Source organism: Streptomyces sp. NPDC048254 (assembly GCF_043201895.1).
Classification (GTDB): domain Bacteria; phylum Actinomycetota; class Actinomycetes; order Streptomycetales; family Streptomycetaceae; genus Streptomyces.
On record NZ_JBICZJ010000017.1, the window covers coordinates 75,253 to 102,113 of the forward strand.

General features: G+C 72.3%; 28 protein-coding genes. 17 read left to right on the forward strand and 11 right to left on the reverse strand.

What is annotated here, in order from left to right; genetic code table 11:
• Positions 1 to 68: 68 nt before the first annotated feature.
• Positions 69 to 1,103 (reverse strand): hypothetical protein, encoded by a 1,035-nt coding sequence (locus ACGFZQ_RS37430; protein WP_393844139.1) that lies wholly within the window; start codon positions 1,101 to 1,103, stop codon positions 69 to 71.
• Complete coding sequence (locus ACGFZQ_RS37435; RefSeq protein ID WP_393844140.1) at positions 1,100 to 2,380, reverse strand: aromatic acid exporter family protein; 1,281 nt, start codon at positions 2,378 to 2,380, stop codon at positions 1,100 to 1,102. Before ACGFZQ_RS37435 ends, ACGFZQ_RS37430 begins: the two co-directional genes overlap by 4 nt.
• 198 nt (positions 2,381 to 2,578) lie before the next feature.
• On the opposite strand from ACGFZQ_RS37435, the gene ACGFZQ_RS37440 reads away from it, so the two are divergent.
• Complete coding sequence (locus tag ACGFZQ_RS37440; RefSeq protein ID WP_393844141.1) at positions 2,579 to 2,977, forward strand: DUF3592 domain-containing protein; 399 nt, start codon at positions 2,579 to 2,581, stop codon at positions 2,975 to 2,977.
• On the opposite strand, the gene ACGFZQ_RS37445 is transcribed toward ACGFZQ_RS37440, so the two are convergent.
• Entirely contained in the window at positions 2,958 to 3,650 is a 693-nt protein-coding gene (locus tag ACGFZQ_RS37445; protein WP_393844257.1) for a PAS domain S-box protein, read from the reverse strand. The genes ACGFZQ_RS37440 and ACGFZQ_RS37445 overlap by 20 nt on opposite strands.
• Positions 3,651 to 3,839: 189 nt before the next feature.
• Between ACGFZQ_RS37445 and ACGFZQ_RS37450 the strand changes: the two genes are divergently transcribed.
• From ACGFZQ_RS37450 to ACGFZQ_RS37460, 3 genes are all read left to right on the forward strand, one after another.
• The gene (locus ACGFZQ_RS37450) at positions 3,840 to 6,992 is read left to right on the forward strand and encodes a bifunctional cytochrome P450/NADPH--P450 reductase (RefSeq protein ID WP_393844142.1); all 3,153 of its coding nucleotides are present in this window, start codon (positions 3,840 to 3,842) and stop codon (positions 6,990 to 6,992) included.
• A 162-nt stretch (positions 6,993 to 7,154) separates the two neighbouring features.
• Positions 7,155 to 8,444, forward strand: a complete 1,290-nt coding sequence (locus ACGFZQ_RS37455; protein WP_393844143.1) for an ROK family protein — start codon at positions 7,155 to 7,157, stop codon at positions 8,442 to 8,444.
• Between the two features lie 78 nt (positions 8,445 to 8,522).
• Positions 8,523 to 8,747, forward strand: a complete 225-nt coding sequence (locus tag ACGFZQ_RS37460; RefSeq protein WP_393844144.1) for a hypothetical protein — start codon at positions 8,523 to 8,525, stop codon at positions 8,745 to 8,747.
• 12 nt (positions 8,748 to 8,759) lie between these two features.
• Here the strand turns inward: ACGFZQ_RS37460 and ACGFZQ_RS37465 are convergent, their stop codons facing one another.
• Positions 8,760 to 9,722 (reverse strand): SDR family NAD(P)-dependent oxidoreductase, encoded by a 963-nt coding sequence (locus ACGFZQ_RS37465; protein WP_393844145.1) that lies wholly within the window; start codon positions 9,720 to 9,722, stop codon positions 8,760 to 8,762.
• Positions 9,723 to 10,651: 929 nt separating this feature from the next.
• Here ACGFZQ_RS37465 and ACGFZQ_RS37470 point away from each other — a divergent pair.
• On the forward strand, positions 10,652 to 10,900 hold the full coding sequence (locus ACGFZQ_RS37470) for a hypothetical protein (protein ID WP_351703860.1): 249 nt from the start codon (positions 10,652 to 10,654) through the stop codon (positions 10,898 to 10,900).
• A gap of 15 nt (positions 10,901 to 10,915) precedes the next feature.
• Here the strand turns inward: ACGFZQ_RS37470 and ACGFZQ_RS37475 are convergent, their stop codons facing one another.
• Positions 10,916 to 12,157, reverse strand: coding sequence for a ricin-type beta-trefoil lectin domain protein (locus tag ACGFZQ_RS37475; RefSeq protein WP_393844146.1), 1,242 nt, complete (start codon positions 12,155 to 12,157; stop codon positions 10,916 to 10,918).
• A 182-nt stretch (positions 12,158 to 12,339) separates the two neighbouring features.
• Positions 12,340 to 13,101, reverse strand: a complete 762-nt coding sequence (locus tag ACGFZQ_RS37480) for a VanZ family protein (protein WP_393844147.1) — start codon at positions 13,099 to 13,101, stop codon at positions 12,340 to 12,342.
• A gap of 232 nt (positions 13,102 to 13,333) precedes the next feature.
• Here ACGFZQ_RS37480 and ACGFZQ_RS37485 point away from each other — a divergent pair, with 232 nt between their 5' ends.
• The 6 genes from ACGFZQ_RS37485 to ACGFZQ_RS37510 are packed head-to-tail and all read left to right on the forward strand — an operon-like array spanning position 13,334 to position 17,058.
• A complete protein-coding gene (locus tag ACGFZQ_RS37485) occupies positions 13,334 to 13,516 on the forward strand; it encodes a hypothetical protein (RefSeq protein WP_351747725.1) in 183 nt (60 codons plus the stop codon).
• The gene (locus tag ACGFZQ_RS37490) at positions 13,513 to 13,965 is read left to right on the forward strand and encodes a monovalent cation/H+ antiporter complex subunit F (RefSeq protein ID WP_351747723.1); all 453 of its coding nucleotides are present in this window, start codon (positions 13,513 to 13,515) and stop codon (positions 13,963 to 13,965) included. The genes ACGFZQ_RS37485 and ACGFZQ_RS37490 overlap by 4 nt, the downstream gene beginning before the upstream one ends.
• Positions 13,958 to 14,212 carry a Na(+)/H(+) antiporter subunit B gene (locus ACGFZQ_RS37495; RefSeq protein ID WP_393844148.1) on the forward strand — a complete coding sequence of 85 codons (255 nt, stop codon included), beginning with the start codon at positions 13,958 to 13,960 and terminating at the stop codon, positions 14,210 to 14,212. The genes ACGFZQ_RS37490 and ACGFZQ_RS37495 overlap by 8 nt, the downstream gene beginning before the upstream one ends.
• Positions 14,209 to 14,949 (forward strand): MnhB domain-containing protein, encoded by a 741-nt coding sequence (locus tag ACGFZQ_RS37500; protein WP_393844149.1) that lies wholly within the window; start codon positions 14,209 to 14,211, stop codon positions 14,947 to 14,949. Before ACGFZQ_RS37495 ends, ACGFZQ_RS37500 begins: the two co-directional genes overlap by 4 nt.
• A 7-nt stretch (positions 14,950 to 14,956) precedes the next feature.
• Entirely contained in the window at positions 14,957 to 15,307 is a 351-nt protein-coding gene (locus tag ACGFZQ_RS37505) for a sodium:proton antiporter (protein ID WP_351747717.1), read from the forward strand.
• The gene (locus ACGFZQ_RS37510; RefSeq protein ID WP_393844150.1) at positions 15,307 to 17,058 is read left to right on the forward strand and encodes a complex I subunit 5 family protein; all 1,752 of its coding nucleotides are present in this window, start codon (positions 15,307 to 15,309) and stop codon (positions 17,056 to 17,058) included. Before ACGFZQ_RS37505 ends, ACGFZQ_RS37510 begins: the two co-directional genes overlap by 1 nt.
• 14 nt (positions 17,059 to 17,072) lie before the next feature.
• Here the strand turns inward: ACGFZQ_RS37510 and ACGFZQ_RS37515 are convergent, their stop codons facing one another.
• Positions 17,073 to 17,705, reverse strand: a complete 633-nt coding sequence (locus tag ACGFZQ_RS37515; RefSeq protein ID WP_351745035.1) for a DUF4230 domain-containing protein — start codon at positions 17,703 to 17,705, stop codon at positions 17,073 to 17,075.
• A gap of 214 nt (positions 17,706 to 17,919) precedes the next feature.
• Here ACGFZQ_RS37515 and ACGFZQ_RS37520 point away from each other — a divergent pair, with 214 nt between their 5' ends.
• Entirely contained in the window at positions 17,920 to 19,110 is a 1,191-nt protein-coding gene (locus ACGFZQ_RS37520) for a cytochrome P450 (RefSeq protein WP_393844151.1), read from the forward strand.
• 33 nt (positions 19,111 to 19,143) lie between these two features.
• Here the strand turns inward: ACGFZQ_RS37520 and ACGFZQ_RS37525 are convergent, their stop codons facing one another.
• The gene (locus ACGFZQ_RS37525; protein ID WP_393844152.1) at positions 19,144 to 19,419 is read right to left on the reverse strand and encodes a response regulator transcription factor; all 276 of its coding nucleotides are present in this window, start codon (positions 19,417 to 19,419) and stop codon (positions 19,144 to 19,146) included.
• A 90-nt stretch (positions 19,420 to 19,509) separates the two neighbouring features.
• On the opposite strand from ACGFZQ_RS37525, the gene ACGFZQ_RS37530 reads away from it, so the two are divergent.
• On the forward strand, positions 19,510 to 20,340 hold the full coding sequence (locus ACGFZQ_RS37530; protein WP_393844153.1) for an alpha/beta fold hydrolase: 831 nt from the start codon (positions 19,510 to 19,512) through the stop codon (positions 20,338 to 20,340).
• Here ACGFZQ_RS37530 and ACGFZQ_RS37535 read toward each other — a convergent pair.
• Positions 20,337 to 21,152 carry a helix-turn-helix transcriptional regulator gene (locus ACGFZQ_RS37535; protein WP_393844154.1) on the reverse strand — a complete coding sequence of 272 codons (816 nt, stop codon included), beginning with the start codon at positions 21,150 to 21,152 and terminating at the stop codon, positions 20,337 to 20,339. The two genes, ACGFZQ_RS37530 and ACGFZQ_RS37535, sit on opposite strands and share 4 nt — an antisense overlap.
• Before the next feature lie 74 nt (positions 21,153 to 21,226).
• On the opposite strand from ACGFZQ_RS37535, the gene ACGFZQ_RS37540 reads away from it, so the two are divergent.
• The 3 genes from ACGFZQ_RS37540 (at position 21,227) to tuf (ending at position 24,218) form a co-directional block, all read left to right on the forward strand.
• On the forward strand, positions 21,227 to 21,943 hold the full coding sequence (locus ACGFZQ_RS37540; protein WP_393844155.1) for an SDR family oxidoreductase: 717 nt from the start codon (positions 21,227 to 21,229) through the stop codon (positions 21,941 to 21,943).
• A 59-nt stretch (positions 21,944 to 22,002) separates the two neighbouring features.
• On the forward strand, positions 22,003 to 22,959 hold the full coding sequence (locus ACGFZQ_RS37545) for a ribose-phosphate diphosphokinase (protein ID WP_393844156.1): 957 nt from the start codon (positions 22,003 to 22,005) through the stop codon (positions 22,957 to 22,959).
• 65 nt (positions 22,960 to 23,024) lie between these two features.
• Positions 23,025 to 24,218, forward strand: a complete 1,194-nt coding sequence (gene tuf / locus ACGFZQ_RS37550; RefSeq protein WP_393844157.1) for an elongation factor Tu — start codon at positions 23,025 to 23,027, stop codon at positions 24,216 to 24,218.
• A gap of 27 nt (positions 24,219 to 24,245) precedes the next feature.
• On the opposite strand, the gene ACGFZQ_RS37555 is transcribed toward tuf, so the two are convergent.
• Positions 24,246 to 24,638 carry an anti-sigma factor antagonist gene (locus tag ACGFZQ_RS37555; protein WP_393844158.1) on the reverse strand — a complete coding sequence of 131 codons (393 nt, stop codon included), beginning with the start codon at positions 24,636 to 24,638 and terminating at the stop codon, positions 24,246 to 24,248.
• A 175-nt stretch (positions 24,639 to 24,813) separates the two neighbouring features.
• Positions 24,814 to 25,242 (reverse strand): MarR family winged helix-turn-helix transcriptional regulator, encoded by a 429-nt coding sequence (locus ACGFZQ_RS37560; RefSeq protein WP_393844159.1) that lies wholly within the window; start codon positions 25,240 to 25,242, stop codon positions 24,814 to 24,816.
• A gap of 144 nt (positions 25,243 to 25,386) precedes the next feature.
• Between ACGFZQ_RS37560 and ACGFZQ_RS37565 the strand changes: the two genes are divergently transcribed.
• Positions 25,387 to 26,844 (forward strand): aldehyde dehydrogenase family protein, encoded by a 1,458-nt coding sequence (locus ACGFZQ_RS37565; protein ID WP_393844160.1) that lies wholly within the window; start codon positions 25,387 to 25,389, stop codon positions 26,842 to 26,844.
• Positions 26,845 to 26,861: the final 17 nt, after the last annotated feature.

Sequence of the window (26,861 nt, forward strand, 5' to 3'; positions counted from 1 at the left end):
CAACCTTGGCGCGGGCCTCCGGACAAAGGCAAGACGGGCAACGGTCGTTGCAGATGTCGCAACGGCTGTCACCAGTCGCCGTCCTCCACCGGCGTGCCCGGTGTGTCCTTCAGGGGGATCACCTGCCCCTGGGAGGGCTGCTGCCAGGGCTCCAGGTCGTCGCCGAGCCAGTCGCCGACCGGCTTGACCGCCGCCAGGGCGTCCGTGGGGGCGAGATCCTCGGCGTCCTGGTCGTAGTAGTCGTACCAGGGCAGCCCGGCGCGGGTGTACGCCGCCCGGTCCACCGGCGACGGCGGGGGCGCCTCGCCCGTGATGCGGCGCCACTCCGGGGGCGTGACCAGGTGCACGAAGACCCGCCCGGCAGGGCTGTCGGCCCAGTCCCGCGGTGGCCGGTCGTCCTGGTAGACCTCCTGGTGCATCGAGCCGCCGACCCCGAGGCCCATCCCGGCCGAGCGGGAGCGCGGGGCGGCCGCGGGCGCGGCGGGTGCCGAGGCCATCATGGGCAGTGCCGCGCCGTAGCCGCCGAGCGGCCCCGGCGCGGGCGTCCGCTCCCGCCGCAGCCGCTCCTCGTGCCGCCACCGGGCGAGCGGCTCCTCCTTGAGCGCGAAGGACTGGAGCTGCACCCCGCCCCACACCTCCTCGCCGGTGACCTGCCCCTCCACCGTGGCGCCGAGACCGAGCGGCACCGCCACGAACTGGCGGACGGTGCCCTTCCCGGAATTGATGCCGTCCAGCCAGGGCTGGCGGGGCAGTACCAGGTAGTTCTGCGGATCCCGGGACAGCCGGTCGCGCCACGGCTCGCCGGAGACCGCGCACACCTTGCCGACGCCGACCTGGAGGGCGGCCGGCTCCACCGTGCCCGCGAAGCTCAGCCACATCGCCTCGCGCAGATACACCGGCAGCATCACCCCGCCACGCGCCCGCCAGCCGGCCGGAACCGTGTCCGGAAAGTCGCTCACCCGCCGGACCGGGAACTCGCCGAGCCCCGGCGGCAGCGGATGCGTCCCCGTCTCCGGCAGCCGCAGCGTACGCACGAAGCGCACCGCCACCCCGCCCGGCAGCCGCAGCGTGTTCCCGTCGATCCGTACCGCCGTGTCCGTCACCGGTGTGCCCCCTTCTCCGTCCTGGACTGAGAACGACCCGCACCATCCGTCCGGTTCCGCTGCAGCCGCTCCGGTACGCCGATCCGCTCCCGCAGCCAGGTCAGCCGGGGGCGCCGGGCGCGCTGCTCGCGGGAGACGCGGTCCAGCTCCTCCAGCAGCCGGCGGGTGCGGTGCTCGGTGTCCAGCTCGTCGAGGAGCCGGTTGACCTCGGTCAGGACGGCACCCAGCAGCTGCCAGTTCCGGTCGTCGTGGCGGATCTCGTCCCGGAGCAGCTCGGCGAGCTTGTCGCGGGTGCCGGTCGCGGTGTGCAGCTCGGCGGAGAGCCGGGCCTCGGCCGACTCGGCGCTCTCGCTGATGCTGGTCGTCACCAGCACCGCGAAGCTCACCACGGCGTCGGCGATCTGGGACAGCAGCTGCTCCACGGCCGCCCCCGCGTCCGAGGCGAACAGCGCCTCGGGCTCGCGGGCCTTGGCCAGGTCGGTGAAGGTGCGGGCCAGCACGCGCAGCACGACCGTGCAGATCTCCAGGGTGTCCAGACCGGTGCGCAGCACCACCCGGTGCAGCAGGCCCTCCTTCACCCGCGGATTGAGCCGCAGGCTGTCCTCGGCCTGCCGCAGCGCCGCGTCCACCTCGACGATGGCGTGGTCGAGCCGGCGGGCCTCGTGCAGTCGCTCGGCCGCCTGCCGCCAGGGCGTCAGCCCCGACGCCTCCTCACCCATGCGGAGCATCAACTGCCGCAGCCGGCGGGCCAGGCCCTCGATCGACTCCCCGGCCTCGTCCACCCAGACCGGGGGAGGCAGCAGCAGGTTGCAGGCCATCCCGACGACCGCGCCGATCAGCGTCTCCACGATCCGCGCCCACGCCGTACTGCTGATGGTGGTGACCCCGAGCACCAGCATGGCGCTGATCGCCACCTCGGGGATGTACTCGTCGACCCGGACCAGGTGCCCCACCGCCAGCGAGGCCACGATCAGCAGCGCCAGGCTCCACCAGGTCAGGCCCACCAGCTGGCTGAAGGCGATGGCGACCAGCACGCCGGCCACCACCGCGTTGACCCGGCGGAAACCGTTGGTGAGGGTCGCGTACAGGGTCACCTGCACGACCAGGAGCGCGGTCAGCGGAGCGGTGAGCGGTGCCGGTTCCGGGCTCAGCCGGAGCGCGACGACGTAGGCGATCGTGGCCGCGGCGGCCGACCGCAGCGTCTGGACGACCACCGGGTCCCGATGGCGTCGCAGCAGCCGCGGCAGACCCCTGGCCCACTCCCGTACGTCTTGCATCCCTTGGCCTGTTCCCGCTCGCGGGTCACGTCGAACGTGTTTTCCGCGGATCACTCGCGCACGGGTGGCTGGATGACCAGGGTGGACTACGGAGGGTTTCCGGACGCCGTGCCCCGGCACCCGCAACCGAACACCAGGCCGACGCGTCTCCTGTTCCCGAGGTGTCGAACGGACTGGTGGGACGGAAGGGTTGGGACGTTGAACTTCGGCGCGGTGCTGTGCACGATGGTGGGCCTCGGGCTCCTCGGGTTCGCGGTGCGGGAGAGCGCGGTGGTAGGGCGCTTGTGCCGGCACGGGGTACGCACCTGGGGAGTCGTCGTGGACAACGTGCGCACCAACGACCGCGAGGGGCCGAAGTGGATCCCCGTCATCGCCTTCACGGACCGCTCCGGCCACCGGGTGGAGTTCTCGCCACGCCTCCAGGGCTCCGGCATGGGCCTGGCGACGGGACGCGAGGTGGAGGTGGTCTACCTGGCGGCGAACCCAGGGACCGCCCGCGTCCGCATGTGGCGCCACGTCGTGGGCCCACTGGTGTTCCTGATCTTCGGCGGGGCCGTCTTCCTGGGCGTGGGGGTGTTCATCGCCCTGACGAGCTGACGCCGCGCGCCCGCTTCGGCGCCCCGGAAGGCGCGGGTACGGCCTGCTCCGCCGGCTCGGGTGGCCAGGCGCCGGGGGTCAGTACGCCCAAGGCGTAGGCGCGGGCGACCAGTTCGGTGCGGTTGGCCGCGGACCAGCGGGCCGACAGGCGGCGCAGGTGGTAGGTGACGCCGTCCTTGGTGAGGCCCAGCTCGCGGGCGGCCTGGGCAGTGCCGGCGCCCCTGGCCAGCAGGGCGAGCACCCGCCCCTCGACCGGGGTGACCTTGGCCGGCTCCGCCGCGGGCGTCCCGCGCTCGCCGTCCACCCGCAACATCACCAGCAGCGACGGCGTCTCGCCCACGGCCTCGCTGACCGGGTCCGCCGTCAGCTCCCCGTACCGCTCGGCCCCGCCGGGCGCCCGCCACCGTACCGACACCTGGTAGCGCGAGCGGTGCCGCAGCCGCAGCGCCTCGGCGATCCGCTCCACCTGCGCCTCCTCCTGCGGGCGGAACAGCTCCAGCACCTCGCGGCCGCGCAGCCGTCCCGGGGTCGTACCGCACTCGGCGGCCATCGCCGGATTGGCCACCAGTACCAGCCCGTACACATCGCACACCGCGACCGGCACCGCCACCCGGTCGAAGAGCGTCAGCGCACGGTTGCGCCACACCACACCGTCGAGCCGGCCCGCCTCCATGCCCACCTCCGCTCCTCCGTCCTCCATCCAAGGCGACCACGCAGGTCAGAGGCAACCTGACGGCACGGCGCAAGGGCCGGCGGGCACTTTCGACTGCACGATCGTGTAGTGCGGCGGTGCCGTGCCGCACCCCCGGAGGACCACGCTTGATCGCAGGACTTCCTTTCCGCGAAAGGCAGTTGTCGCGCCATGCCCCCCACCGCGCCGCACCCCCTCACCGCAGACACCCTGCACGGCGTCCCCGTCGTCGACATCACCGCCACCGGACCCGGCCGCACCCCGATCCAGCAGGTCATGAACCTGATGCGGGAGCACGGGCCGGTCCTCGTACGGCGCCTGCACGGGCGGGACACCCTGTTCGTCTCCGACGCCGACCTGGTGGCCGACCTCGCCGACGAGCAGCGGTTCGCCAAGCACATCGGGCCCGCCCTGGAGAACGTCCGGGCCTTCGCCGCCGACGGACTGTTCACCGCGTACAACGACGAGCCCAACTGGGCCAAGGCCCACGACATCCTCATGCCCGCCTTCGCCCTCGGCTCGATGCACACCTACCACCCGGTGATGCTCAAGGTCGCCCGCCGGCTCATCGAGTCCTGGGACCGGGCCGCACGGGACGGCAGGCCGGTCGACGTCCCGGACGACATGACCCGGATGACCCTAGACACCATCGGCCTGGCCGGCTTCGGCTACGACTTCGGCTCCTTCGAGCGCACCGACCCCCACCCCTTCGTCGAGTCCATGGTCCGCTGCCTGGAGTGGAGCATGACCCGCCTGGCCCGCACGCCCGGCACCGACCACTCGGCGGCCGACGCGGCCTTCCGCGACGACGCCGACCACCTCGCCCAGGTGGTCGACGACGTCATCGCCTCCCGCACCGGCACCGACCAGAGCGGAGCCGAGGACCTGCTCGGCCTGATGCTCTCCGCCCGGCACCCGGACGACGGCACCACCCTGGACCCGGCCAACATCCGCAACCAGGTCATCACCTTCCTCATCGCGGGCCACGAGACCACCTCCGGCGCGATGTCCTTCGCCCTGTACTACCTGGCCAAGCACCCGACCGCGCTCCAGCTGGTACAGCGCGAGGCGGACGCCCTGTGGGGCGACACACCCGACCCGGAGCCGACGTACGACGAGGTCGGCCGTCTGACGTACACCCGGCAGGTGCTCAACGAGGCACTGCGGCTGTGGCCCACCGCGGCCGCGTTCAGCCGGCACGCCCTCGACGACACCCTGCTCGGCGGGCGGGTCCCGCTGCGGGCCGGCCAGTCCGGCACCGTGCTCGCCCCGATGCTGCACCGCCAGCCGGTCTGGGGCGACAACCCCGAGCTGTTCGACCCCTCCCGGTTCACCCCGCAGGCCGAGGCGGCCCGCCCGGTGCACGCCTTCAAGCCCTTCGGGACCGGTGAACGCGCCTGCATCGGACGGCAGTTCGCCCTCCACGAGGCGACCATGCTGCTGGCCATGCTGGTCCACCGCTACCGGCCGCACGACCACGCGGACTACCCGCTCACCGTCAAGGAGACCCTCACCCTCAAGCCCGAGGGCTTCACCCTGACCCTCACCCCGCGCACCCCCGCCGACCGCGTCCACCAGCCGCTCCCGGGGGCAGCGCCGACGGTCGTCCACGACACGCACGACACGGCCGCCCTCCCGGCCCGGGTCCGCACCGGCACCGGCGCCCTCCTCCTGCACGGCAGCAACTACGGCACCTGCCGCGGCTTCGCCGCCCAGCTCGCCGACGAGGCGACCGGCCTCGGCTGCGACACCGAGGTGGCCGCCCTGGACGCCTACGCCGGCGGACTGCCCACCGACCGGCCCGTCGTCATCACCGCCGCCTCCTACAACGGCCGCCCCACCGACGACGCCACCGCCTTCGCCGCCTGGCTCGACGGCGATCCCGACCTCACCGGGGTGACCTACGCCGTACTCGGCGTCGGCGACCGCAACTGGGCCGCCACCTACCAGCACTTCCCGACCCGGATCGACGCCCGCCTCGCCGAACTCGGCGCCACCCGCCTCACCGGCCGGGCCGCCGCCGACGCCTCCGGCGACCTGACCGGCACCGTCCGCGAGTTCACCGCCCGGCTGCGCACCGCCCTCCTCGACCACTACGGCGACCCGGACGCAACCCCGGCCGGACCGGAACCCACCGCCGCCTACGAGGTCCGCGCTCTGACCGGCGGCCCCCTCGACGCCCTCGCCGAGCGCCACGGACTCGTCCCCATGACGGTCACCGAGGCCCACGACCTCACCGCCCCCGGCCACCCCCGCACCAAGCGGTTCCTGCGCGTCGCCCTGCCGGACGGCGTCACCTACCGCACCGCCGACCACCTGACCGTGCTCCCCGCCAACGCCCCGGAGCTCGTCACCCGCGCGGCCACCGCCCTCGGCGTCGACCTCGACACCGTCCTCGACATCCGCGCCACCCGCCCGCGCCGCGACGGCCTGGCGGTCGACCGCCCGCTGACGGCACGTCAACTTCTCACTCATCACGTCGAGTTGCAGGAGCGCCCGAACGCCCACCAGCTGTCCCTCCTCTCCGAGGCCAACCCCTGCCCGCCGGAGAAGGCCGCGCTCGCCGCGCTGGAGGACGACCCGCGCACCCTCGTCGAGATCGTCGAGGACCACCCGGCGCTGCGCGGCGCCCTCGACTGGCCCCGGCTGCTCGACCTCCTGACCCCGCTGAAGCCGCGCCACTACTCGATCTCCTCGTCGCCCGCCACCGACCCCCGCCACGCCGACCTGATGATCTCCCTCCTTGAGGCCCCCGCCCGGTCCGGCAAGGGCACCTACCGGGGCACCGGCTCCGGCCACCTCGCCACCCTCCGCCCCGGCGACACGCTGTACGCCCGCGTCCAGCCCTGCCGTGAGGCCTTCCGGGTCGACACCGGCGCACCGGTCGTCATGATCGCCGCGGGCACGGGCCTGGCCCCCTTCCGGGGCGCCGTCGCCGACCGCACGGCCGCGCTCGCGGCGGGCGCCGAACTTCCGCCGGCCCTCTGCTACTTCGGCTGCGACGCCGCCGACGCCGACTTCCTGCACGCCGAGGAGCTCCGCGGCGCCGAGACCGCCGGAGCCGTGTCGCTGCGCCCGGCCTTCAGCACGGCGGGCACCTTCGTCCAGCACCGCATCGCAGCCGAGGCCGACGAGATCTGGGCACTGCTGGCCGCGGGTGCCAGGGTGTACGTCTGCGGAGACGGCGGCAGGATGGCGCCGGGCGTCCGGGAGGCGTTCCGCACCCTGTACCGGGAACGGACGACCGGCGGGAACGCCGAGGAATGGCTGGACTCCCTGGTGTCGGAAGGCCGTTATGTGGAGGATGTATACGCGGCCAACTGATCGACGCCCTCGCCCGTAGCGCCCCGTGAGGGGCGCTCTCGGTCCTCGCGGCTTCTCACGGTACCCTTCACTCACAGCGTGAACTAAGGGTTGGGAAAATATCGCTTCCCGCTGCCCGAAGGAGTATGTTGCAGGTCGGGCAGGGTTCGTGAAGGGAGCCACATGGCGGGGCGGAACGGGCGCACGGTACGCGACCTCAGGAGGGCCAACCGCACGGCCGTGCTCCAGCGGCTCTATTTCGACGGCCCCCTCAGCCGCTTCGAGCTGGGCCCGGCCACCGGCCTGAGCTCCGGCTCGGTGAGCAACGTGGTCGCCGACCTGGTCGCCGACGGCCTGGTCGAGGAGGCCGGCAGCGTCGACTCCGACGGCGGCCGCCCCCGCACCCTGCTGCGCGTCGCCCCGCACAGCGGTCACATGATCGGCGTGGACGTCGGCGAGACCCGGGTCCGGGTCGAGCTGTTCGACCTCACGCTCACCGAACTCGCCCGCGTCGAGCGTCCGCTGGAGCAGCAGGGCTACGACGTCGAAGTGATCGTCGGCCACATCCGGGACGGCATCGCGGAGGTCCTCGCGACCGAGGGGGCCTCGCCCGAGCTGCTGCTCGGCGTCGGTGTCGGTGTCCCCGGCATCGTCGAGCACACCGCCGACCGCGGTGCCCTGGTGCACGGCCAGACCATCGGCTGGGACGCTGTCCCGCTGGAGGAGCTGCTCCGCACCGGCTGCCAACTCCCCGAATCCGTGCGGTACTTCATCGACAACGGCGCCAAGACCCTGGGTCAGGCCGAGATGTGGTTCGGCGCCGGGCGCGGCGCGGACAACGCGGTCGTGGTGCTGTTCGGCTCCGGCGTCGGCGCCTGCCTGGTCACCGCCGAGGTGGAGCACGGCCGGGCCGTCGAGTGGGGCCATCTGACGGTACGGGTGCGGGGCCGCCGCTGCCGCTGCGGTGCGCTCGGCTGCCTGGAGGCGTACGCCGGCGCCGAGTCGCTGCTGGCCCGCTGGCGGGAGGAGGGCGGCCGGCCGGCCGAGGGTACCGACGAGGAGACCGCGCTCACCGCGATGCTCGCCGCCGCCTACCCGCCCGAGGGCACCGAGCCCGACCCGGTGGCGCTCGCCGTCCTGGAGGAGACCGCCGAGTACCTGGGCGCCGGGCTCTCCGACCTGATCAACCTCTTCCAGCCCGAGCGGATCCTGATCGGGGGCTGGGCCGGCCTCCAGCTCGGCGCCCGCTTCCTGCCCGCCGTACGCCGGTACGCCACCACGTACGCGCTGCGCCACCCCGCCGAGCAGGTCACCATCGACCTCGGCCGGCTCGGGCCGGACGCGGTCACCGTCGGGGCCGCGATCCTGCCCCTAGCCGACTTCTTCAGCCGTGGCGGACGCCGCGCGGAACCGGCGCCCGAGGACCGCCTTCCCGCCTGGCGGGCGGCACTGGAGGAGCGGAGCCCGCGCTGAGCCATCCCCGGTTTCACGGCTCCCGGGCGAGGTACCCGCATAGTGCCCGGACCGATGTGACGTGTGAGGGGAGCAGCCGTGGGTGACCAGCAGGACAGGGGGCCCGTACCCCGGGACATGCCGGACCAGCAGGCCCGGCCCGAAGGCCGAGACCCGTGGGACGCGGCCGAAGGCAGTGACCCGGACGCCCACGACGACGCCGACCTCCCCGACACCGACGAGGCCGGCACAGGACTCCGGGGTGCACCGCGCCCGGGGGTGGTGAACCCCGAGGAGCCGCTGCCGGAGGAACCGTCGGCCTGAGCGCGGCCGTGCTCAGGCGAACGCGTTGACGCCCGTCAGCTCCGCCGAGAGGTCCCAGAGGCGGGCGGCCTGGTCCGGGTCGATCGCCCAGTCCTTGACGCCGGTCGGCTCGCCCTCCACGGCGGGCTCGGCGATGTCGCAGTCCTCCAGGTAGACCCCGCCCATGTCCGCGAGCTGCGGAGAGGTGGCGGCCCAGGTCTGGGTGGCCGCACCCTGCGGGGGCGTCTTGAAGCCCTGCGGGTTCAGTGGGGTGCCCTGCTCGTCGATCCAGCCGCGCTCGATCATCTCCTCGCGGGGGATGTGCCGCTGGAGCGGGGTCATGATGCCGCCGGGGTGCAGCGCGAAGGCGCGCACGCCGGAGTCCTGGCCGAGCCGGTCCAGGTGCACGGCGAACAGCACGTTCGCGGTCTTGGCCTGGCCGTACGCCTGCCACTTGTCGTAGTCGTGCCGCCACTGGACGTCGTCCCAGCGCATCCCGGCGAAGTGGTGGGCGCGCGAGGAGACCGACACGACCCGCGCGCCGCCCGGTTCGAGGGCCGGCCAGAGCCGGTTGACCAGCGCGAAGTGCCCGAGGTGGTTGGTGGCGAACTGGGCCTCCCAGCCGGGCCCGACCCGGGTCTCGGGACAGGCCATGACGCCCGCGTTGTCGATCACGAAGTCGACGGTCCGGCCGGAGGCCAGGAACCGTTCGGCGAAGCCGCGCACGCTGTCCAGGTCGCCGAGGTCCAGCTCGTCCACCTCGACCCGGTCCAGGCCGGCCAGCGCCTCCCGGGCGGCCTCGGCGCGCCGCGCGGGGACGACGACGCGGGCGCCCGCCTTGGTCAGCGCCCTGGTGGTCTCCAGGCCGAGCCCGGAGTAGCCGCCGGTGACGATCGCGAGCCGGCCGTCGAGGTCGAGGCCCGCCAGGACGTCGTCGGCCGTGCTGTCCGCGCCGAATCCGGAACCGATCTTGTGCTGAGGAGTCGTAGTGCTCATGACCCGAACGCTACGAATTGGAGTGCGCTCGAAGTCAAGCCGAGGTCCGGGGGGCCGTGAACCGTCCCCGAACAGCGGAAAGCCCCGGCCGCGACGGGGGATTCGCGGCCGGGGCGGCCAGGTGGTGGGCACGGATGGCGGTCGCCTCTCGGCGAAAGGCTCCACAGGGCTTCAGCCGAACGATCGTCCCTGTGGGCAAAAGGTGAGGCCCGGGGACACTGTCCCATCCGCACCCACGATTGCTTCAACGGACAACAAACGCGGACTGTTCCGACCCCGTAAGTGATACGCGTCACCCGCCCCCGGTCCAGGTCGGCGGCCTGCACGCATCCAGGACTCGGCGCGCGAGCTCGATATCGGGAACTGGTCGCGTAGGCGAGGGTCGAAGAAGGCGCACGAGTGGGCGCGCTCGGCGGTGACGGCCCGGTCGGCGTTGATCGTTCCGACGGCGGCGGTCAGGGCCGCGACCACCGCCGGCGGTGTCGGGAGCGCCGCGGCCGTGTCACCGCCGAGCGGATGTGGTCCGTGAGTGCCGTCCGCTCCTGGCCGAGCGCGGCCGCGCTGCGGTCCGCCTCCTCGATCCGGGGCCGTCATCCGTCGTGGATTGGCCCGTATGTTTATCAAACGTGCGCAAATCTCCGGCCAAATCTCCGGCGCGTGATTCCCGGGCCACGTGGGCCGTCATCGGGCCCGCGCCCCGCGGTGATGCGAGGGCGCGGGCCCGGGCCCTGGTGGCGATCTCACCGGCGGGCAGGGCGGCCAGGACCCGTGCGGTGCCGCGGAAGGCCCGCGCCCGATAGACCGGTGCCAGGGCCTGTTTCCGCAGGCAGGCGATCCGTTCCGGCGCCCGGACGGGTTCCGTGGCCACCTCCGCCGTCAGGGTGACTCAGGCAAGTCACTTCCGCCCGGGGAGATCTACCCTCGATTGCATGACCGAGATAGCGAGCCCGTTCATCTCCCAGCCGCGGATCCTGGTGCTCGGGGTCATGACCGGCAAGCCGGGCACCCCGCCCTTCCGCATCGTGGAGATCGACGGTGAGGTGGTCGGTGAGGCGAGGGACATCACCGAGGTGCTGGCGGTCGCCGCGACCCACGGGATCACGGTCCACGACCTGGACGACCCGGCCGTGGTCTGCTGGGTGGGCGGGGACAAGTTCACCTGGATACCCCGCCACTAGCAGCGAGCCCCACTCTCAGCCGACGGTCCACTTCTGGTTGGCGCCGCCCGAGCAGGTCCAGATCTGCAGCCGGGTGCCGTTGGCCGAGTTGTTGCCGGTCACGTCCAGGCACTTGTTCGCCTGCGGGTTCACGATGTCGTTCGCCGCGGAGACGGCCCACTTCTGGGCGGCGCTGCCGTTGCAGTCGTAGAGCTGGACCGTCGTGCCGTCCGCCGTGCCGCCGCTGGTGACGTCCAGGCACTTGCCGAGCGCCCGGATGGTGCCGTCGCTGCCGACCGTCCACTGCTGGGCGGCGCTGCCGTTGCAGTCGTAGAGCTGGACGGGGGTGCCGTTCGCGGAGTTCGCCCCGGCCACGTCCACGCACTTGCCGGCCAGGCCCTTGATCGCGACGCCGGCCGCGGTGTCACTCGTCGTCACCGACACCGAGTCCACGACCAGCTGCGCCGGGAACGCCGTGGAGCTGTTGGGGTCGCCCGGCCAGTAGCCGCCGACGGCCAGGTTCAGGATCAGGAAGAACGGCTTGTTGAACGCCCAGGTGTTGCCGCCCACGTCGGCGGGGGTGCGGGTCTGGTAGGCGATCCCGTCGACCGACCAGGTGATCGAGTTGGGCGCCCAGTCGACCGCGAAGGTGTGGAAGGCGTCCGCGAAAGCCTGGCCGTTCGGCAGGGTGTAGCCGGCGCCTATCCCGGCCGAGCCCGAGTACCCGGGGCCGTGGATGGTGCCGTGCACCGTCGATGGCTCGAAACCGACGTTCTCCATGACGTCGATCTCACCGGAGTTCGGCCAGCCGACCGACCCGATGTCGGTGCCGAGCATCCAGAACGCCGGCCACATGCCCTGCCCGCGCGGGATCTTCATCCGGGCCTCGACATGCCCGTACTGGGCGCTGAACTTGCCGGAGGTGTTCATCCGGGCCGAGGTGTACTGACAGGTGCCGTACCAGCACTGGTAGTTGGCTGGGTTCTCCTTCTTGGCCGTGATGACCAGGTGGCCCTGGCCGTCGAGGGCCGCGTTGTTGGTGCCGGAGGTGTAGTACTCCCGTTCGTGGTTGTTGACGTTGTCGCCGGTCTCCAGGGTCCACTTCGAGGAGTTGACCGCCGAACCGGCGGCACCGTCGAAGGTGTCGGAGAAGGTCACGGCGGCCGCGCCGGCGTCGGCGGCGTCGGCCCGGTGCGCGGGACCGACCGCGACGGATCCGACCAGCGCGGCGGACAGGGAGGCGAACAGGCATCTGCGGATAAGGCGTGGGGAGGCCACGGCTCGTCCTTCCGTACGGCGGCCGGGTGCGGGGAGGCAGCCGGCCGGGGTGGGGGGGTGAAGGCGTCGCCTCTTGATTTAAGAGATGAGATAAGTGGTGCGTCAATACTTTGGTACGGACCAGTGTCGGACGATCGGGCGACGGCCCTCCCGGGCTCCCGAGCGGTGCGCTCGCGGGCGGGTCACGCCTTCGCCTTCTTCGGCTTGCGCGCGTGGACCGCCCGGCCGAGCCGCCGGCCCAGCAGCACCCAGCCGATCAGCGCCCCCGAGGTGTTGAGGATGACGTCGTCCACGTCGAAGGCGCGTCCTTCGACCAGCAGGCCCTGAGCCGTCTCGACCATCAGCATCACGAACGCGGTGAGCAGCAGCACCCCGAAGAAGCCCCGGGCGCGCGGAACGAGGACCGGCACGATGATCCCGAACGGAATGCCGAGCACGATGTTCCCGCCGATCTGCTTGACCGCGTCCCGCAGGGCGGGCTGGTCCAGATAGATCTTGAGGGAGCGGCCGGGATGCAGATTGGTGTGCGCGATCGACACGGACGCCGGAGACGGATCCAGCGTCAGCCGGGCCAGCACGACGGCGAACGCCACCATCACCGCGAACGCGCACAGCATGGCCAGCACCCGCAACGGCAGCGGGAGCGGACGGCGTTCGGTTCCAGTGGCCCTGGCGGTGCGGCTCGCCCTGCCGGTGCCGCCGGTCTTCCCCGCGCCGCTCGTCCTGTCGGTACGGCCCGCCTTGCCGACGCGGCCCTTCTTCCCGGTGCCGCCCGCCTTTCCGGTGCCGGCCTTCGTGGGGGCGTCCGGCTCGGCGCGGCGAACGCCGACGGCGCGGGCGACCTTGGTCAGTACCCCGGTCTGTTTGCCGGTTTCCTCACCCGTGTTCGTCCCCTCGTTCTTCTCGGCCTTGGTCGTGCGCAGGCGCGAGGCGGCACTGGCCATTTGGTCCTCCCCTGGTGAACGGTCCCGCGTGCTAGCCCAGTTACCCAGGAACCGCCCGGAGATGCCGCCGCCCACGGCGGCGGCCGGAGCGGACCCGAGGTTTCCGTCCACGTTCCCCGGGCACTCCGGACCCGTTCCCGCGTGCCGTCGCTCCCCGAGACGGACGCGGTGCTTGGATGCCGGAGGCGGCGAAACGGGCATAGCGCCGCAAGGCGACCCAAGGAGGCGGCGTATGACCGGACGTACGGCGCTCGTCGCCGCGGCCGAGTTCCTGGCCTGGTGGACCGGACTGGCCCTGCTCTGGCTGGTGTTCATCGGCACCGTCGACACCCTGGAGCGGATCGTCGGCGCGAGCGCGGCGGCGGTCGGCGCCCTCGTGGCCCGGGTCGGCCGACGGGCGGTGACCTGGCGATGAACGGCTGGATCCTGGCCGCGACCGTGCTGCTGGCCGGGGGCGCGGGCACCGCCCTGTGGGCGGTCGCCACCGGCCCGCTCGGCCGCCGGATGGTCGCCCAGAACCTCGCCACCTCGGCGGTCTGCCCCAGCCTGCTGCTGCTCGCCCAGGGCTACGGCCGTACGTCCTACGTCGATCTCGCGCTGCTCCTCGCGCTGCTGGGCCCGGTCGGCACCCTGGTCTTCGCCCGGCTGCTCTCCGACGACCTGGCGGACGAACGGCCCGCCGCCTGGGGCCTGACCTGGACGGCGGCCGGGGTCGGCGCCGTGGTCGTGCTGGTGCTCTGCGCGGTGACCGGACCAGGGCGGGCGATGGCGAAACTGCTGGTGATCGGGGCGCTCCTGGTCGGCGGGAACGTGGTCGCCTCAAGGGCGCTGTCCGGCGGGTTCCGGGGGGTGCGCGGTGGCTGACGCCGTGATCGTCGTCGCGCTGCTGCTGACGGCCGCCTCGGCGACCGCGGCCGTGGCGACCCGTGAACCGGCCCGTCAGGCCCTGGTCCTGTCCCTGCTCGGTCTGGTCCTCGGTGCCCTGTTCACCGTGCTCCAGGCCCCCGACGTCGGCCTCTCCCAGCTCGCCGTCAGCTCCGCGCTCACCCCGCTGCTGATCATGCTGTCGGTCCGCAAGGTGAAACGGCGCGGCAAGGAGGGCGACAGGTGACCCGGTGCCTGCGGCTGTGGCTGCTGGCCGTCGGCGGCGCGGGCCTCGCCGCCCTGCTGGTCGCCGCCTGCCTCGACCTGCCGTCCTTCGGCGGCGGCAGCCACCCCTACGGCGACCGGGCCGTCCGGGCCGCCCTGGCCCGGCACACCGCCAACGTCATCTCCTCCGTCAACTTCGACCAGCGCGCCTACGACACCCTCGGCGAGATGAGCATCCTCTTCGCCGCCGTCCTCGGCTGCGTGGTCCTGCTGCGCCAGACCCGCGACGAACACCGGGCCCGCCCGCGGCCCGCCGAAGTCGACCCGCCCGTCCGCCGGTACGCCCTGCTGGTGCTCCCCGTCGCCCTGGTCACCGGCCTGTACGTCATCGCGCACGGCCAGCTCAGCCCCGGCGGCGGCTTCCAGGGCGGGGTCGTCGCCGCGACCGCCCTGCACCTGCTGTACCTCGGTGCCGACTACCACGCTCTGGAACGGGTGCGCCCGATCGGCGTCTTCGAGGTCGCCGACTCCCTGGCCGCCTGCGCCTACCTGGTGCTGGGCCTCTCCGGGCTGCTGGCCGGCACCGCGTTCCTCGCCAACACACTGCTGCCGTACGGGACGTTCAACACGCTGTCCTCCGGCGGTCTGGTCCCCCTGCTGAACGCGGCCATCGGCATGGAGGTGGCGAGCGCGGTCGTCGTCCTGCTCGCCGGCTTCCTCGACCAGGCCGTGGAGATCGAGGAGGAGAACGGGAGTTGAGCCGCCGATGATGCACGTATTCCCCTATCTGGTCGCCGTCTGGATCTTCCTGACGGGCTGTTACGGTCTCGCCACCAGCCGTAACCTGATCCACGCGGTCGGCTGTCTGGCCGTCGTCCAGTCGTCGACGTACGTCCTGCTGCTCGCGGTCGGCTACCGCGACGGCGGCACCGCACCCGTATTCTCCGATCTCAGGCCCGGCACCCGTCCGCTGGTCGACCCGGTGGTGCAGGCCCTCGCCCTGACCGACGTGGTCGTCGGCGCGACCGTCACCGCGCTGCTGCTCGCGCTGGTCCTGCAGATCGCCAAGCGGCACGGCACGGTCGATCCCGACGAACTGACGGAGCTGCGCGGCTGATGCACCACCTGCTGCCGCTGCTCGTGGCCGTCCCGCTGCTCGGCGCCACCCTGCTGGTGGCCGGCGGCCGCCGCCTGCACCGGCTCCTCGCCGAGAGCTTCGCCTGCGCGGTCTGCGCGGGCACCTGCGCCCTCGCGCTGGTCCTGCTGCTCAACTCCGCGCCCCCGCTCGTCGAGTGGGCGGGCGGCTGGCGGCCGGCCGGCGGGGAGAGCGTCGGGATCGTCCTGGTCGGGGACGGCCCGGCGCTCGGCATGGCCGCCCTCGCCTCGCTGCTGACCCTGGCCGCGCTGGTCTATTCCTGGCACTACTTCGCGGAGCCGCCGCGCCGGCACGCGGGCTCCTTCCCGGCGCTGATGCTGGTCTTCCAGGCCGGGATGTGCGGCTTCGCGCTCGCGGGCGACCTGTTCAACGCGTTCGTCTTCTTCGAGCTGATGAGCGTCGTCGCCTACGCGCTGACCGGCTACCGCATCGACGAGGCGAAGGCGGTGCAGGGGGCGCTGACCTTCGGCGTGGTCAACTCCCTCGGCGCGTACGCCATGCTGACGGGCATCGCCCTGCTGTACGCCCGCACCGGCGAACTGGGCATGGCGAAGATCGGCCACGGCCTGGACGCGCACGGCCGCCCGGACGCGCTGGTCCTGGCCACCTTCGTGCTGGTGCTCACCGCACTGCTGGTCAAGGCGGCCGCCGTGCCCTTCCACTTCTGGCTGCCGGACGCCCACGCCGTCGCCCCCACCCCGGTCTGCATGCTGCTCTCCGGAGTCATGGTCGAACTCGGCGCCTACGGTGTGTGGCGGGTGTATGGCACGGTCTTCGCCGGACCCGGCGGCATCCCGGCCGCCGACCTGGAACGGGCACTGGTCGTCCTCGGCACGCTCACGGCCATGCTGGGCGCGTTCATGTGCTGGCACCAGCGGCACATCAAGCGGCTGCTGGCCAACTCCACGATCGCCCACACCGGGCTGTTCCTCGTCGGCCTCGGCGTCCTGACCCCGGCGGGCGACTCGGGGATCGCGCTGTACCTGCTCGGGCACGCCGGGGTGAAGGCCGCCCTGTTCGCCTGCGCGGGGATCCTGCTGGACCGCTACGGCAACGTGGACGAACGCGCGCTGCACGGCCGGGCCCGGGAACTGCGCACGGTGGGCGTCCTGTTCACCCTCGGGGCGCTGGCCCTCGCGGGGCTGCCGCCGTTCGGTACCGCGCTCGGCAAGTCGGTCGCCGAGGAGGCGGTGGGCACTCCGCTGACCGTGCTGTACGTCATCGTGTCCGCGGTGACGGCGGGGGCGGTGCTGCGGGTCGCCGCCCGAGTCTTCCTCGGCCTCGGGGACCGGCCGCCCCGGGGCGACGCGTACGAGACCACCGGGGACGGTGAGGAGCCCGAGACCGAGGGCCGGCTCGGGCGGATCCCGGTCACGATGACCGCCGTCCCCGCCGTACTGCTGGCCGGCGCCCTCGCCTTGGGCCTCGCCCCCCGTTTCCCGGAGGCACTGGCCCGGGCCGTGGACAAGGGCAGGACCCCGGTCGACGTCCACTGGACGTCGACCGGGGTCCTGCTGGGCTGCCTCTCCACCCTCCTGGCCGTCGGCCTGGCCGCCCTCGCGGTCACCCGCCCCGGCCAGCTGGTGGCCCGGGGCCGGGCGCTGCCGCTGCGCCGCCTGCAGTCCGGGCACGTCGGGGACTACGTGGCCTGGCTGCTGGTCGGCGCCGCGGCACTCGGGGCGCTGGCCCTGCCGGGTGTGCTGGGCGGCTGATCACACGGTCCTGATCAGACCGTGCCGTAGGACACGTGCACCTCCGTGAAGCCGAGGGAGTGCAGCAGGCCCTCCAGCATGTCGGTGGTGTTGGTCTCGGCCCGGGTGGTCAGACCGCTGGTCTTGGCCGCGTCCGAGATGTGCTTCACGGCCAGCTTCTGCACCGCCTGCTCACTGTTGGGGTTGTCCGAGAACAGGTCGCCCAGCCGGTCCAGCAGACCGCGCTCCTTGGAGACGGCGTAGGAGTGGTCGGCGTCCAGGGTGGCCTTGCCCAGCTGCGCGTGCGGCAGCCGGATGGTGGCCTCGGTGCGGTCGTCGTTGACCGTCACGTCCTTCTGGCCGATCTTCCCGAGGTCGACATAGGAATCGACGTTGCCGGCTCCGACATACAGGGTGCGGGTGCCGCGGATCGCGCTCGGCAGGTACTTGGCGTCCTTCTCCAGGTCCACGACGACCTGGAAGTTGCCGGACGCGGCGTCGTAACGGCTCATGTCCTGGATGGACTTGAGCAGCGCGGGGCCCGTGTTGTCACGGGTCTCCGTGCCGAACAGGTCCTTGATGCCCGGTAGCACCGCCAGCTTGATCCCGGCGAACAGCACCACGAGCACCAGCACGAACGCGGTGAGCAGTTTCGCCCAACCGGGCATGCGCCGGGGCCGGGCCTTGACCGGAGTCTCCTTCTCGGAGGTCTCCTTGCTCTCCTTGGTGGAACTCGCCATGTGACGGTCCTCCTTTCCAACGAGACGAATGCCCGCCGAACGCCTTGCCAGACCGTGTTGTTGGCCGATTGAGACAGCTGACGCAGGACTGGTACACGCTTTAGCGTGGAGTGACCTCCCGTCGGCGTGCCAGGAGCCCCGGATGACCGCAGAAAGCACTTCCCGGCCCCTTTGTCCGATGCACCGTGTGACGTATCCCGAGTCCGGGCCGCCCCGGCTCACCACGCTGGCGACCGGCACCCCGGTATGGCTCGTGACCCGGTACCACGACGTCCGCCAGGTGCTCATGGACCAGCGTTTCGACCGCAGTTCCCTGCACGCCGAGGACGCCCCGCCGCTGCTCGTCGTACCGAACCTGCTCAGCGACCCCGACGGGCTGGTGAACCAGGACGGTCCGGGCCATCAGCGGCTGCGCGGCACGGTGCAGCGGGCGTTCACCCCGCGATCCGTCGCCCGCTGGCGGCCCTGGGTGGCGTCGGTGGTCGAGTCCCTCCTCGACGATCTCGCCGCCACCCCTCGCCCCGCCGACATCGTCGAGGGGTTCACCCGGCGGCTGCCCGTGTCGGTGATCTGCCGGCTGATGGGGCTCGACCACATCGACCGCGAGCGCATCCGGCACTGGGCCGACCACGCCCTGTCCGGAGGTGCGCACAGCGCCGAGGAAGTCGCGAGCGCCATGCGGGAGTTCGGGGCCTTCGGGGCCGAACTGGTGGCGCAGCGGCGGGCCCGGCCCGGCGACGACCTGGTCAGCGGACTGGTCGTGGCGGGTGACGCGCTCGGCATCGGGGAACGCCAACTCGTCCGGCTGGTCTGCGGTCTGGTGGTGGCCGGACACGAGACCACGATGTCCGCGCTCGGCAACATCGTCGTCTACCTCCTCACCGACGGGCATGCCGACTGGCCGTCTCTCGCGGTGGACGAGGAGGCCGCGGCGACGGCGGCCGAGCAGCTGCTGCGGACCGTGCCGCTCAGTGAGGGCCGGGTGCTGCCCGGGCTGCTGCGCAGGGCCGTCGAGGACGCCGTGGTCGGCGGCGTCCCCATCCCGGCGGGCAGCGTCGTCGCCGTCCAGACCAACGCGGCGGGCCGCGACCCGGACGTCCATCCGCCCGGCCCGCCCGATCTCACCGCACCCCTGCCCGTGCCGAGCGTCGTCTTCGGCGCCGGTCCCCACCACTGCCTGGGCGCCTGGCTGGCCCGCCTGGAGATCACCCTCGCGCTGCACCGGCTCGCCGTCCGCTTCCCGGGCCTGCGCGCCGAGTTCACTGCCACGACGATCGACTGGCGCGAGGGCCAGATGACCCGCAGCCCGAGGCATCTGCCCGTCTCCTGGTGACTCCCGGAGGCCAACGGCTCGGAGATCGACGGCTCACCGTCCTCCGGGCCGGACCCGGCCGTGGTCGAAGGCGAACACCACCGCGTGCACGCGGTCCCGCAGCGCGAGGTTGTCGAGCACCCGGCCGACGTGCGTCTTCACCGTGGCCTCGCCGACATGCAGCCGGCCGGCGATCTCCGCGTTGGACAGCCCGCGCCCCAGCAGAAGCAGCACCTCGCGCTCCCGGCCGGTCAGCCGGGCCAGCCGCCGCGCGGTCTCCGGGTCCGGCTCCACCGGGGTGGCGCGGGCGAGACACCTCCGACGCCTCACTCCTGTCCCACCGGCTACTGGGACCTGGCCACCGGATCCCGCCTCGCCTACACCCACCAGCCCGCCCGGGGCCGGGCCCGCCCCACCCCGGTGATCGTCCTGCACGGCGGCCCGGGTACGCCCGGCGACGGCCCGGACCCGCTGGAACAGCTCCTCACCCGGCAGAGGTACGACGTCTGGTCGTACGACCAGCTCGGCTCGGGCCGCTCCGGGCGGCTCGCCGATCCCACCGGCTACACCGTCGCCCGCCAGGTCGCCGACCTCGAAGCCGTCCGTGAGCGGATCGGCGCCGACCGGGTGGTGCTGCTCGGCGCCTCCTGGGGCGCGACGCTCGCCGCCGAGTACCTCGCCGAGCACCCGGAGCATGTGTCCCGGATGGTGCTCACCTCGCCGGGCGTGCTCTGGGCGCCGGCCTGGCAGGACCGTCAGAAGGGCGACATCTGGGACCGGCTCACCGACGAGCAGCAACGGCGGCTCGACGAACTGGAGGCCAGCCCGCGGCTGCTGGCCTGGTCGCTGCTGATGGAGGCCAACCCGCGGGCCGCCCACGTCCTGGTCCCGGACGCCGAACTCGACCCGGTCTTCGCCAAGTTGCTCGACATCGCCCCGCCGCCGGCCACCTGCCACCCCGGCCGCCCGCTGGGCGACCTGCCGGGCTCGCTCCCCGGCTTCTACTCCAACCAGCTCATCACCGCCGACCAGTCGAAGGTCTCCGACCCGCGTCCCGCACTGTGCCGCGTCCATGTCCCCGTCCTGGTGCTGCGCGGCGGCTGCGACTACAAGAACCCCGGCATCGCCCGCGAGTACGCCGACGTCCTGCCCGGGGCGCGGCTGGTCACCGTCCCCGGCGCCGGCCACCTGATCGACGTCGAGCAGCCCACCGTGTACCGGCGTACGGTGACCCGTTTCCTGGCCGACTAGACCCGCGCCGACAGCTCCGCGATCCGGCGTGCCGACACCGAGCCCGGATCCGCTGTCACGAGGACGACCTCCTGGTCGTCCTCCGGTACCAGCAGCACATCGCAGTTCAGCCGCAGCCGCCCCAGCTCCGGATGGTCGAGGACCTTCGCGCGATGCCCCGGGGCGTGCACCGGATGGGTCGCCCAGATGCGCCGGAACTCCGCGCTTCCCGCGTGCAACTCGCCCAGCAGATCGGCGAGTTGCACGTCGTGCGGATACCTCTCGGCCGCCCTCCGCAGCCGGGCCACCACGATGTGTCCGAATTCCCCGGTGCCGGAGCTCGGGTACATCCGGCCCTGGCCCAGGAAGCGCCGCCGCGCCAGGTTGGTCGTGCCGCGTCCCAGGTCCCCGCCGAACAGCAGTTGGGCCAGGGGGTTCCAGGCCACCAGGCCGTAGGAGGCGTCGGTGACGATCGCCGCGGTGTCGGGCAGCCGCTCCAGCATCCCGGCCACGTGCGGGCGCACCCGCCGGACCGCCGTGGGGGCGGGCGGCGCCGCGGCCGAGCCGGCCAGCCGGAAGAGATGGCTGCGCTCGGCAGGCGCCAGCCGCAGCGCCCCGGCCAGGGCGTCCAGGACGCGCGGGGAGGGCCGGGGACCGCGGGCCTGCTCCAGCCGGGTGTAGTAGTCGACGGACATGTGAGCCAGCTCCGCGACCTCCTCGCGGCGCAGGCCGGGCGTACGGCGCGGGACGGTGCCCGGCGCGAGCCCCACCGTCTGCGGGCGCAGTCCCGCCCGGCGCTCCCGCAGGAAGCGGGCCAGTTCCTGCCTCGCCATACCGCCGCCTCCCCGGTCCGCCTGGTACAGGTGGTCCCTGGCAGGACGGACGCGGCCGGGGAACCGTGACTGTCATGAACGATCGCACAGCACTCGTCACCGGTGCCAACAAGGGCATCGGCTTCCATGTCGCCCGGCTCCTCGTCGAGGCGGGCTTCAGCGTCCACGTGGGTTCCCGGGACATCGAGCACGGCGAGCGGGCCGCGGCGGAGATCGGCGGCGACGCGCGGCTCCTGGTCCTCGACGTCACCGATCCCGGCAGCATCGAGCGCGCCGCCGCCCGCGTCGACCGCCTGGACGTCCTGGTCAACAACGCAGGCGTCCAGCCGGTCACCGGCCCGCCCGCCGAGACCGGCGTCGACGACCTCCGGCGGACCTATGAGACAAACGTCTTCGGTGTCGTCGCGGTCACCAACGCCTTCCTGCCCGTCCTGCGCCGCTCCGCCCACCCCCGCGTCGTGAACGTCTCCAGCGGCACCGCGTCCCTCACCTGGAGCACTCACCCCAATCCGCAGTTCGCCCACGGCAGGCCCCGGTCCGCCGCCTACCGCTCCTCGAAGGCCGCGCTCAACGCGCTGACCGTCTTCTACGCCCAGGAGCTGGCCGCGGACGGCATCAAGGTGAACGCCCTCGCCCCGGGGCGCCGGGCCACCGACCTGGTCCCCGGGGCGGCCGAGGGGGGCGGCGATCCGGCCGAGGGGGCACGAGGGGCCGTACGGCTGGCGCTGCTGCCCGACGACGGGCCGACCGGCGGGTTCTTCTCCTGGGACGGCACACCCGTGCCGTGGTGAGAGCGCGGCGGTCCGTAGCATGAGCGCGTAGCCCGTATTGATCATGCGAGGAGCGGATCGTGCGAGACATCGCGGTCTTCAGCGGCAGCGCCCATTCCGAGCTGGCCGAGGAGGTCTGCGCGCACCTCGGGGTGCCGCTCAGCCCGACGCGGGTCAGCCGGTTCGCCAACGACTGTCTGGAGGTACAGCTCCAGGCGAACTGCCGCGAGCGGGACGTCTTCCTGATCCAGCCCCTGGTCCGGCCGGTGCAGGAGCACCTGGTGGAACTGCTGCTGATGTGCGACGCGGCACGCGGTGCCTCCGCGGGCCGGATCACCGTCGTCATGCCGCACTACTCCTACGCCCGCTCCGACAAGAAGGACGCCCCGCGCATCTCGCTCGGCGGGCGCCTCGTCGCCGACCTGCTGGTGGCCGCCGGCGCGAGCCGGGTCCTCGCCATGTCCCTGCACGCCCCGCAGGTGCACGGCTTCTTCTCGGTGCCGGTCGACCATCTGCACGCACTGCGGGAGCTGGCCGCGCACTTCCGGCGGTACGACCTGACGCGCACCACCGTCGTCTCGCCCGACCTCGGCAACGCCAAGGAGGCCGCCGCCTTCGCCCGGCTGATAGGCGCCCAGGTGGCGGCCGGCGCCAAGCAGCGGTTCGCCGACGACCGGGTCGTCATCAGCTCCGTCATCGGCGACGTGGCCGACCGGGACGTCATCGTGCTCGACGACGAGATCGCCAAGGGCAGCACGGTGATCGAACTGCTTGAACGGCTGCGGGAGTTGGGGCCGCCCCGCTCGATCCGGATCGCGTGCACGCACGGGCTGTTCGCGGCCGGGGCGCTCAAGCGGCTGAGCGAGCAGCCCGACGTGCTGGAGATCGTGTGCACCAACACCGTGCCGGTACCCGTCGAGGAGTACACGGACAAGCTGCGGATCCTGTCCATCGCCCCGGCACTGGCCGAGGCCGTACGCCGTATTCACAACGGTGAGTCCGTGAGCGCCCTGTTCGACGAGCCGCGCAACGTCTAGACAGGAAGGAGGAGTTGTAGCGCTGACCCGCGCTCGGCCCCACCGAGGCGGACGGGAGGCCCCCAGTGGCGAAGGCCAGGTTCGAGCGGACGAAACCCCATGTGAACATCGGCACCATCGGGCACATCGACCACGGCAAGACGACACTCACCGCGGCCATCACCAAGGTGCTGCACGACAAGTTCCCCGAGCTCAACCCGTTCACCCCGTTCGACCAGATCGACAAGGCGCCCGAGGAGCGGCAGCGCGGCATCACCATCTCCATCGCGCATGTCGAGTACCAGACCGAACGCCGGCACTACGCGCACGTCGACTGCCCGGGCCACGCGGACTACATCAAGAACATGATCACCGGCGCCGCCCAGATGGACGGGGCGATCCTGGTGGTCGCGGCCACCGACGGGCCGATGCCGCAGACCAAGGAACACGTCCTGCTGGCCCGGCAGGTGGGCGTGCCCTACATCGTCGTCGCGCTCAACAAGACCGACATGGTCGACGACGAGGAGATCCTGGAACTGGTGGAGCTGGAGGTGCGCGAGCTGCTCACCGAGTACGAGTTCCCCGGCGACGACGTCCCGGTCGTCCGGGTCTCCGCGCTCAAGGCCCTGGCGGGCGAACCCGAGTGGACCGCGGCCCTGCTCGAACTCCTCGACGCCGTGGACGAGTTCGTGCCCGAGCCGGTGCGGGACGTGGACCGGCCGTTCCTGATGCCGATCGAGGACGTCTTCACCATCACCGGCCGGGGCACGGTCGTCACCGGCCGGATCGAGCGCGGCGTGCTGCGGGTCAACAGCGAGGTCGAGATCATCGGCATCCACCAGCAGAAGACCAGGTCCACCGTCACCGGCGTCGAGATGTTCCGCAAGCTGCTCGACGAGGGCCGGGCCGGCGAGAACGTCGGCCTGCTGCTGCGCGGGGTGAAACGCGACGACGTCGAGCGCGGCCAGGTCGTCATCAGGCCCGGATCGGTCACCCCGCACACGGAGTTCGAGGCCCGGGCGTACATCCTCTCCAAGGACGAGGGCGGCCGGCACACCCCGTTCTTCCAGAACTACCGGCCCCAGTTCTACTTCCGCACCACCGACGTGACCGGAGTCGTCACCCTGCCGCCGGGCACCGAGATGGTGATGCCGGGCGACAACACCACCGTGCACGTCCAGCTGATCCAGCCGATCGCGATGGAGGAGGGGCTGAAGTTCGCGATCCGCGAGGGCGGCCGGACGGTCGGCGCCGGTCAGGTGACCAGAATCCTCAAGTAGCCGCCACGGCATCCGTCCGATGTGACGTCATAACGACCCGGACGTGGCCTCCGGCTGGCCGAGGGCCGCGTCCAGCGTCGCCAGCGGCGGCAGCAGCTGCGACAGTCCCGTCACCTTCAGCACGCGCACGGTCAGCGGGTGTGTGCACACCAGCTGGAGCTGTCCGCCGCGTTCCAGCACCCGGCCGCGCGCCCGGTACAGCAGCCGCAGCCCGGAGCAGTCGAAGAAGTCGACGTGCAGCAGGTCGATCACCACCCGGGCGCCCTCCCGCGCGGTCACCCGGTCCAGATAGGGCGCGATCTCGGTCGCCGCCGCGATGTCGATCTCGCCCCGGAACTCCAGCACCGTGCACCCGCGGTCCTGGTGGATGCGCAGGTGCCGGGTGAGCGGAGCGGGGTCCTGTCGGGGTTCCTGGCGCACGACGGCATCACCTCCCACCCCAGCCGGTCCAATTCCGTTCCCCGCCTTGCAAGTTACCCTCGGTGGAGGGAATTTGAGCATGTTCGATTGACATATGTCTGCTGCTTCGGTGCGCCATTTTCTGTGGCGTGCGCGACAGTCGGGGAACGGGCACGTCGGAGCGTTGCCGCTCCGGCTACGAAAGCGCGTGCCAGGCCTTGCCCAGCGCCTGGCGGAACTGCTCCTCCTGGTGCCCGGTGAGCTCGCGGACCATCCGCTCCTCCAGCTCCCGCACCGGCCCGGCGACCCCGGCGAGCAGCTCGCGCCCGGCGTCCGTGAGCAGGATCAGCAGCTCGCGCCGGTTGCGTGGATTGCGCTCCCGCCGGATCAGCCCACGGCTCTCCAGTGACCGTACGAGGTCGGCCATCGACTGGGCGGTGACGAACGAGTCGCGCGCCAACTGGGCGGCCGAAAGCCCGTCATGGCGCTCCAGGACGGTCAGGGCCGTGTACTGCAGCGCGGTGATCCCGGCGGGCCTGACCAGCTCGTCGAGGTGTGAGCGCACCACGAGCTCCAGCTGCTTGACCATGTACAGCAGCGAGGGACGTGTCTGTGTACCGACCATGCGTGCACCCTAGACCATTGACAGGAAACCTGTCTGTAATCAGACTGCGGACCAGATGCTGAACCAACAGGAATCCTGTTTGTTGAAAACTTGGCGATCAAGACGGCCAACGCCGGCCGCGCCATCGACGCTGGGGAGTGGGCAATGACGACCACCTTCGAGACCGGACCGGGGCAGCTGTTCATCGGCGGACAGTGGCGGGAAGCCGCCGACGGCGCCCGCAGGGAGGTGACCGACCCGGCCACCGGCCAGGTGATCACCACCGTCGCGGAGGCGGCCGCCGAGGACGTCGACGCCGCCGTGCGCGCCGCCCGGGAGGCCTTCGACGCGGGGGAGTGGTCGGGGCTCAGCGGCCGGGAGCGCGGCCGCGTGCTGCACCGGATCGCCGAGCTGATACGGGAGAACGCCGAGGACATCGCCGCCCTGGAGAGCCTGGACGTCGGCAAGCCGATCACGCTGGCCGGGGCCGTCGACGTCACCAACGCGGCCAACGACTACGAGCACTTCGCGGCCCTCGCCCACTCCCTGGACGGCGCCGTCCGCGACACCCCGCTGCACGCCCTCGCCTACACCCGGCGCGAACCGATCGGCGTCGTCGCCGCCATCACCCCGTTCAACTTCCCCCTCATCCTGGCCGGTTCGAAGATCGGCCCGGCCCTCGCGGCCGGCAACACGGTCGTCCACAAGCCCGCCGACGAGACCCCGCTCAGCGCCCTCTACATGGCCCGGCTGTTCCGGCAGGCGGGCGTCCCCGACGGCGTCGTCAACGTCGTCACCGGCGCCGGACCGGTCGCCGGCGAGGCCCTGCTGCGCCACCCGGGCGTCGACAAGGTCGCCTTCACCGGGTCCACCGCCATCGGCCGGCATGTGGCGAGCACCGCCGGGGAGGCGCTCAAGCCGGTCACCATGGAGCTCGGCGGCAACGCGGCCCACCTCGTCTTCGAGGACGCCGACCTGGAGAGAGCGGTCGGCGCGGTCATCAAGGCGTTCGTCTTCAACACCGGCCAGTTCTGCATGGGCGGCCCCCGGCTGCTTGTCGCCCGCCCCGTCCACGCCACCTTGCTCGGCATCCTCGCCGAGGCCGTCCCGGGCGTCCCGGTCGGCGACCCGCGCGACCCGGCCACCGTGGTCGGCCCGATGGCGGGGGAGAAGCATCTGCGCAAGGTCGAGGAGTACGTCGAGACAGCCCGCAAGGAGGGCGGCCGCATCGTGTGCGGCGGCGAACGCCTCGACCTGAACGGCGGCTTCTACTACCAGCCGACCGTCGTCGCCGACCTGCCGAACGACTCCCGGGTGATCCAGGACGAGATCTTCGGCCCGGTCCTCACCGTGCAGCCCTTCGACTCCGAGGACGAGGCCGTCGCTCTCGCCAACTCCACGCCGTACGGTCTGGCTTCGGGCATCCAGACCGGCAACCTCACCCGCGCCCACCGGGTCGCCGCCCGCCTCCGGGCCGGGATCGTCTGGATCAACGACTGGGCGATGCTCGACCCCGCCGTCCCCTTCGGCGGCGTCAAGGCCTCCGGCTTCGGCCGTGAGTACGGCCCCGAGTCCCTCGCCGCCTACACCCAGGTCAAGTCCGTCGTCGTCTCGCTCGACTGAGCCCGCGCCCATCAGGA

Bases quoted from the DNA above. Each gene is read 5' to 3' on its own strand.
- ACGFZQ_RS37435 (WP_393844140.1), bottom strand. From the start codon at position 2,380: ATGCAAGACGTACGGGAGTGGGCCAGGGGTCTGCCGCGGCTGCTGCGA.
- ACGFZQ_RS37445 (WP_393844257.1), bottom strand. From the start codon at position 3,650: ATGGAGGCGGGCCGGCTCGACGGTGTGGTGTGGCGCAACCGTGCGCTG.
- ACGFZQ_RS37450 (WP_393844142.1), top strand. From the start codon at position 3,840: ATGCCCCCCACCGCGCCGCACCCCCTCACCGCAGACACCCTGCACGGC.
- ACGFZQ_RS37455 (WP_393844143.1), top strand. From the start codon at position 7,155: ATGGCGGGGCGGAACGGGCGCACGGTACGCGACCTCAGGAGGGCCAAC.
- ACGFZQ_RS37465 (WP_393844145.1), bottom strand. From the start codon at position 9,722: ATGAGCACTACGACTCCTCAGCACAAGATCGGTTCCGGATTCGGCGCG.
- ACGFZQ_RS37470 (WP_351703860.1), top strand. From the start codon at position 10,652: ATGACCGAGATAGCGAGCCCGTTCATCTCCCAGCCGCGGATCCTGGTG.
- ACGFZQ_RS37480 (WP_393844147.1), bottom strand. From the start codon at position 13,101: ATGGCCAGTGCCGCCTCGCGCCTGCGCACGACCAAGGCCGAGAAGAAC.
- ACGFZQ_RS37485 (WP_351747725.1), top strand. From the start codon at position 13,334: ATGACCGGACGTACGGCGCTCGTCGCCGCGGCCGAGTTCCTGGCCTGG.
- ACGFZQ_RS37490 (WP_351747723.1), top strand. From the start codon at position 13,513: ATGAACGGCTGGATCCTGGCCGCGACCGTGCTGCTGGCCGGGGGCGCG.
- ACGFZQ_RS37505 (WP_351747717.1), top strand. From the start codon at position 14,957: ATGATGCACGTATTCCCCTATCTGGTCGCCGTCTGGATCTTCCTGACG.
- ACGFZQ_RS37510 (WP_393844150.1), top strand. From the start codon at position 15,307: ATGCACCACCTGCTGCCGCTGCTCGTGGCCGTCCCGCTGCTCGGCGCC.
- ACGFZQ_RS37515 (WP_351745035.1), bottom strand. From the start codon at position 17,705: ATGCCCGGTTGGGCGAAACTGCTCACCGCGTTCGTGCTGGTGCTCGTG.
- ACGFZQ_RS37520 (WP_393844151.1), top strand. From the start codon at position 17,920: ATGACCGCAGAAAGCACTTCCCGGCCCCTTTGTCCGATGCACCGTGTG.
- ACGFZQ_RS37535 (WP_393844154.1), bottom strand. From the start codon at position 21,152: ATGGCGAGGCAGGAACTGGCCCGCTTCCTGCGGGAGCGCCGGGCGGGA.
- ACGFZQ_RS37540 (WP_393844155.1), top strand. From the start codon at position 21,227: ATGAACGATCGCACAGCACTCGTCACCGGTGCCAACAAGGGCATCGGC.
- ACGFZQ_RS37560 (WP_393844159.1), bottom strand. From the start codon at position 25,242: ATGGTCGGTACACAGACACGTCCCTCGCTGCTGTACATGGTCAAGCAG.
- ACGFZQ_RS37565 (WP_393844160.1), top strand. From the start codon at position 25,387: ATGACGACCACCTTCGAGACCGGACCGGGGCAGCTGTTCATCGGCGGA.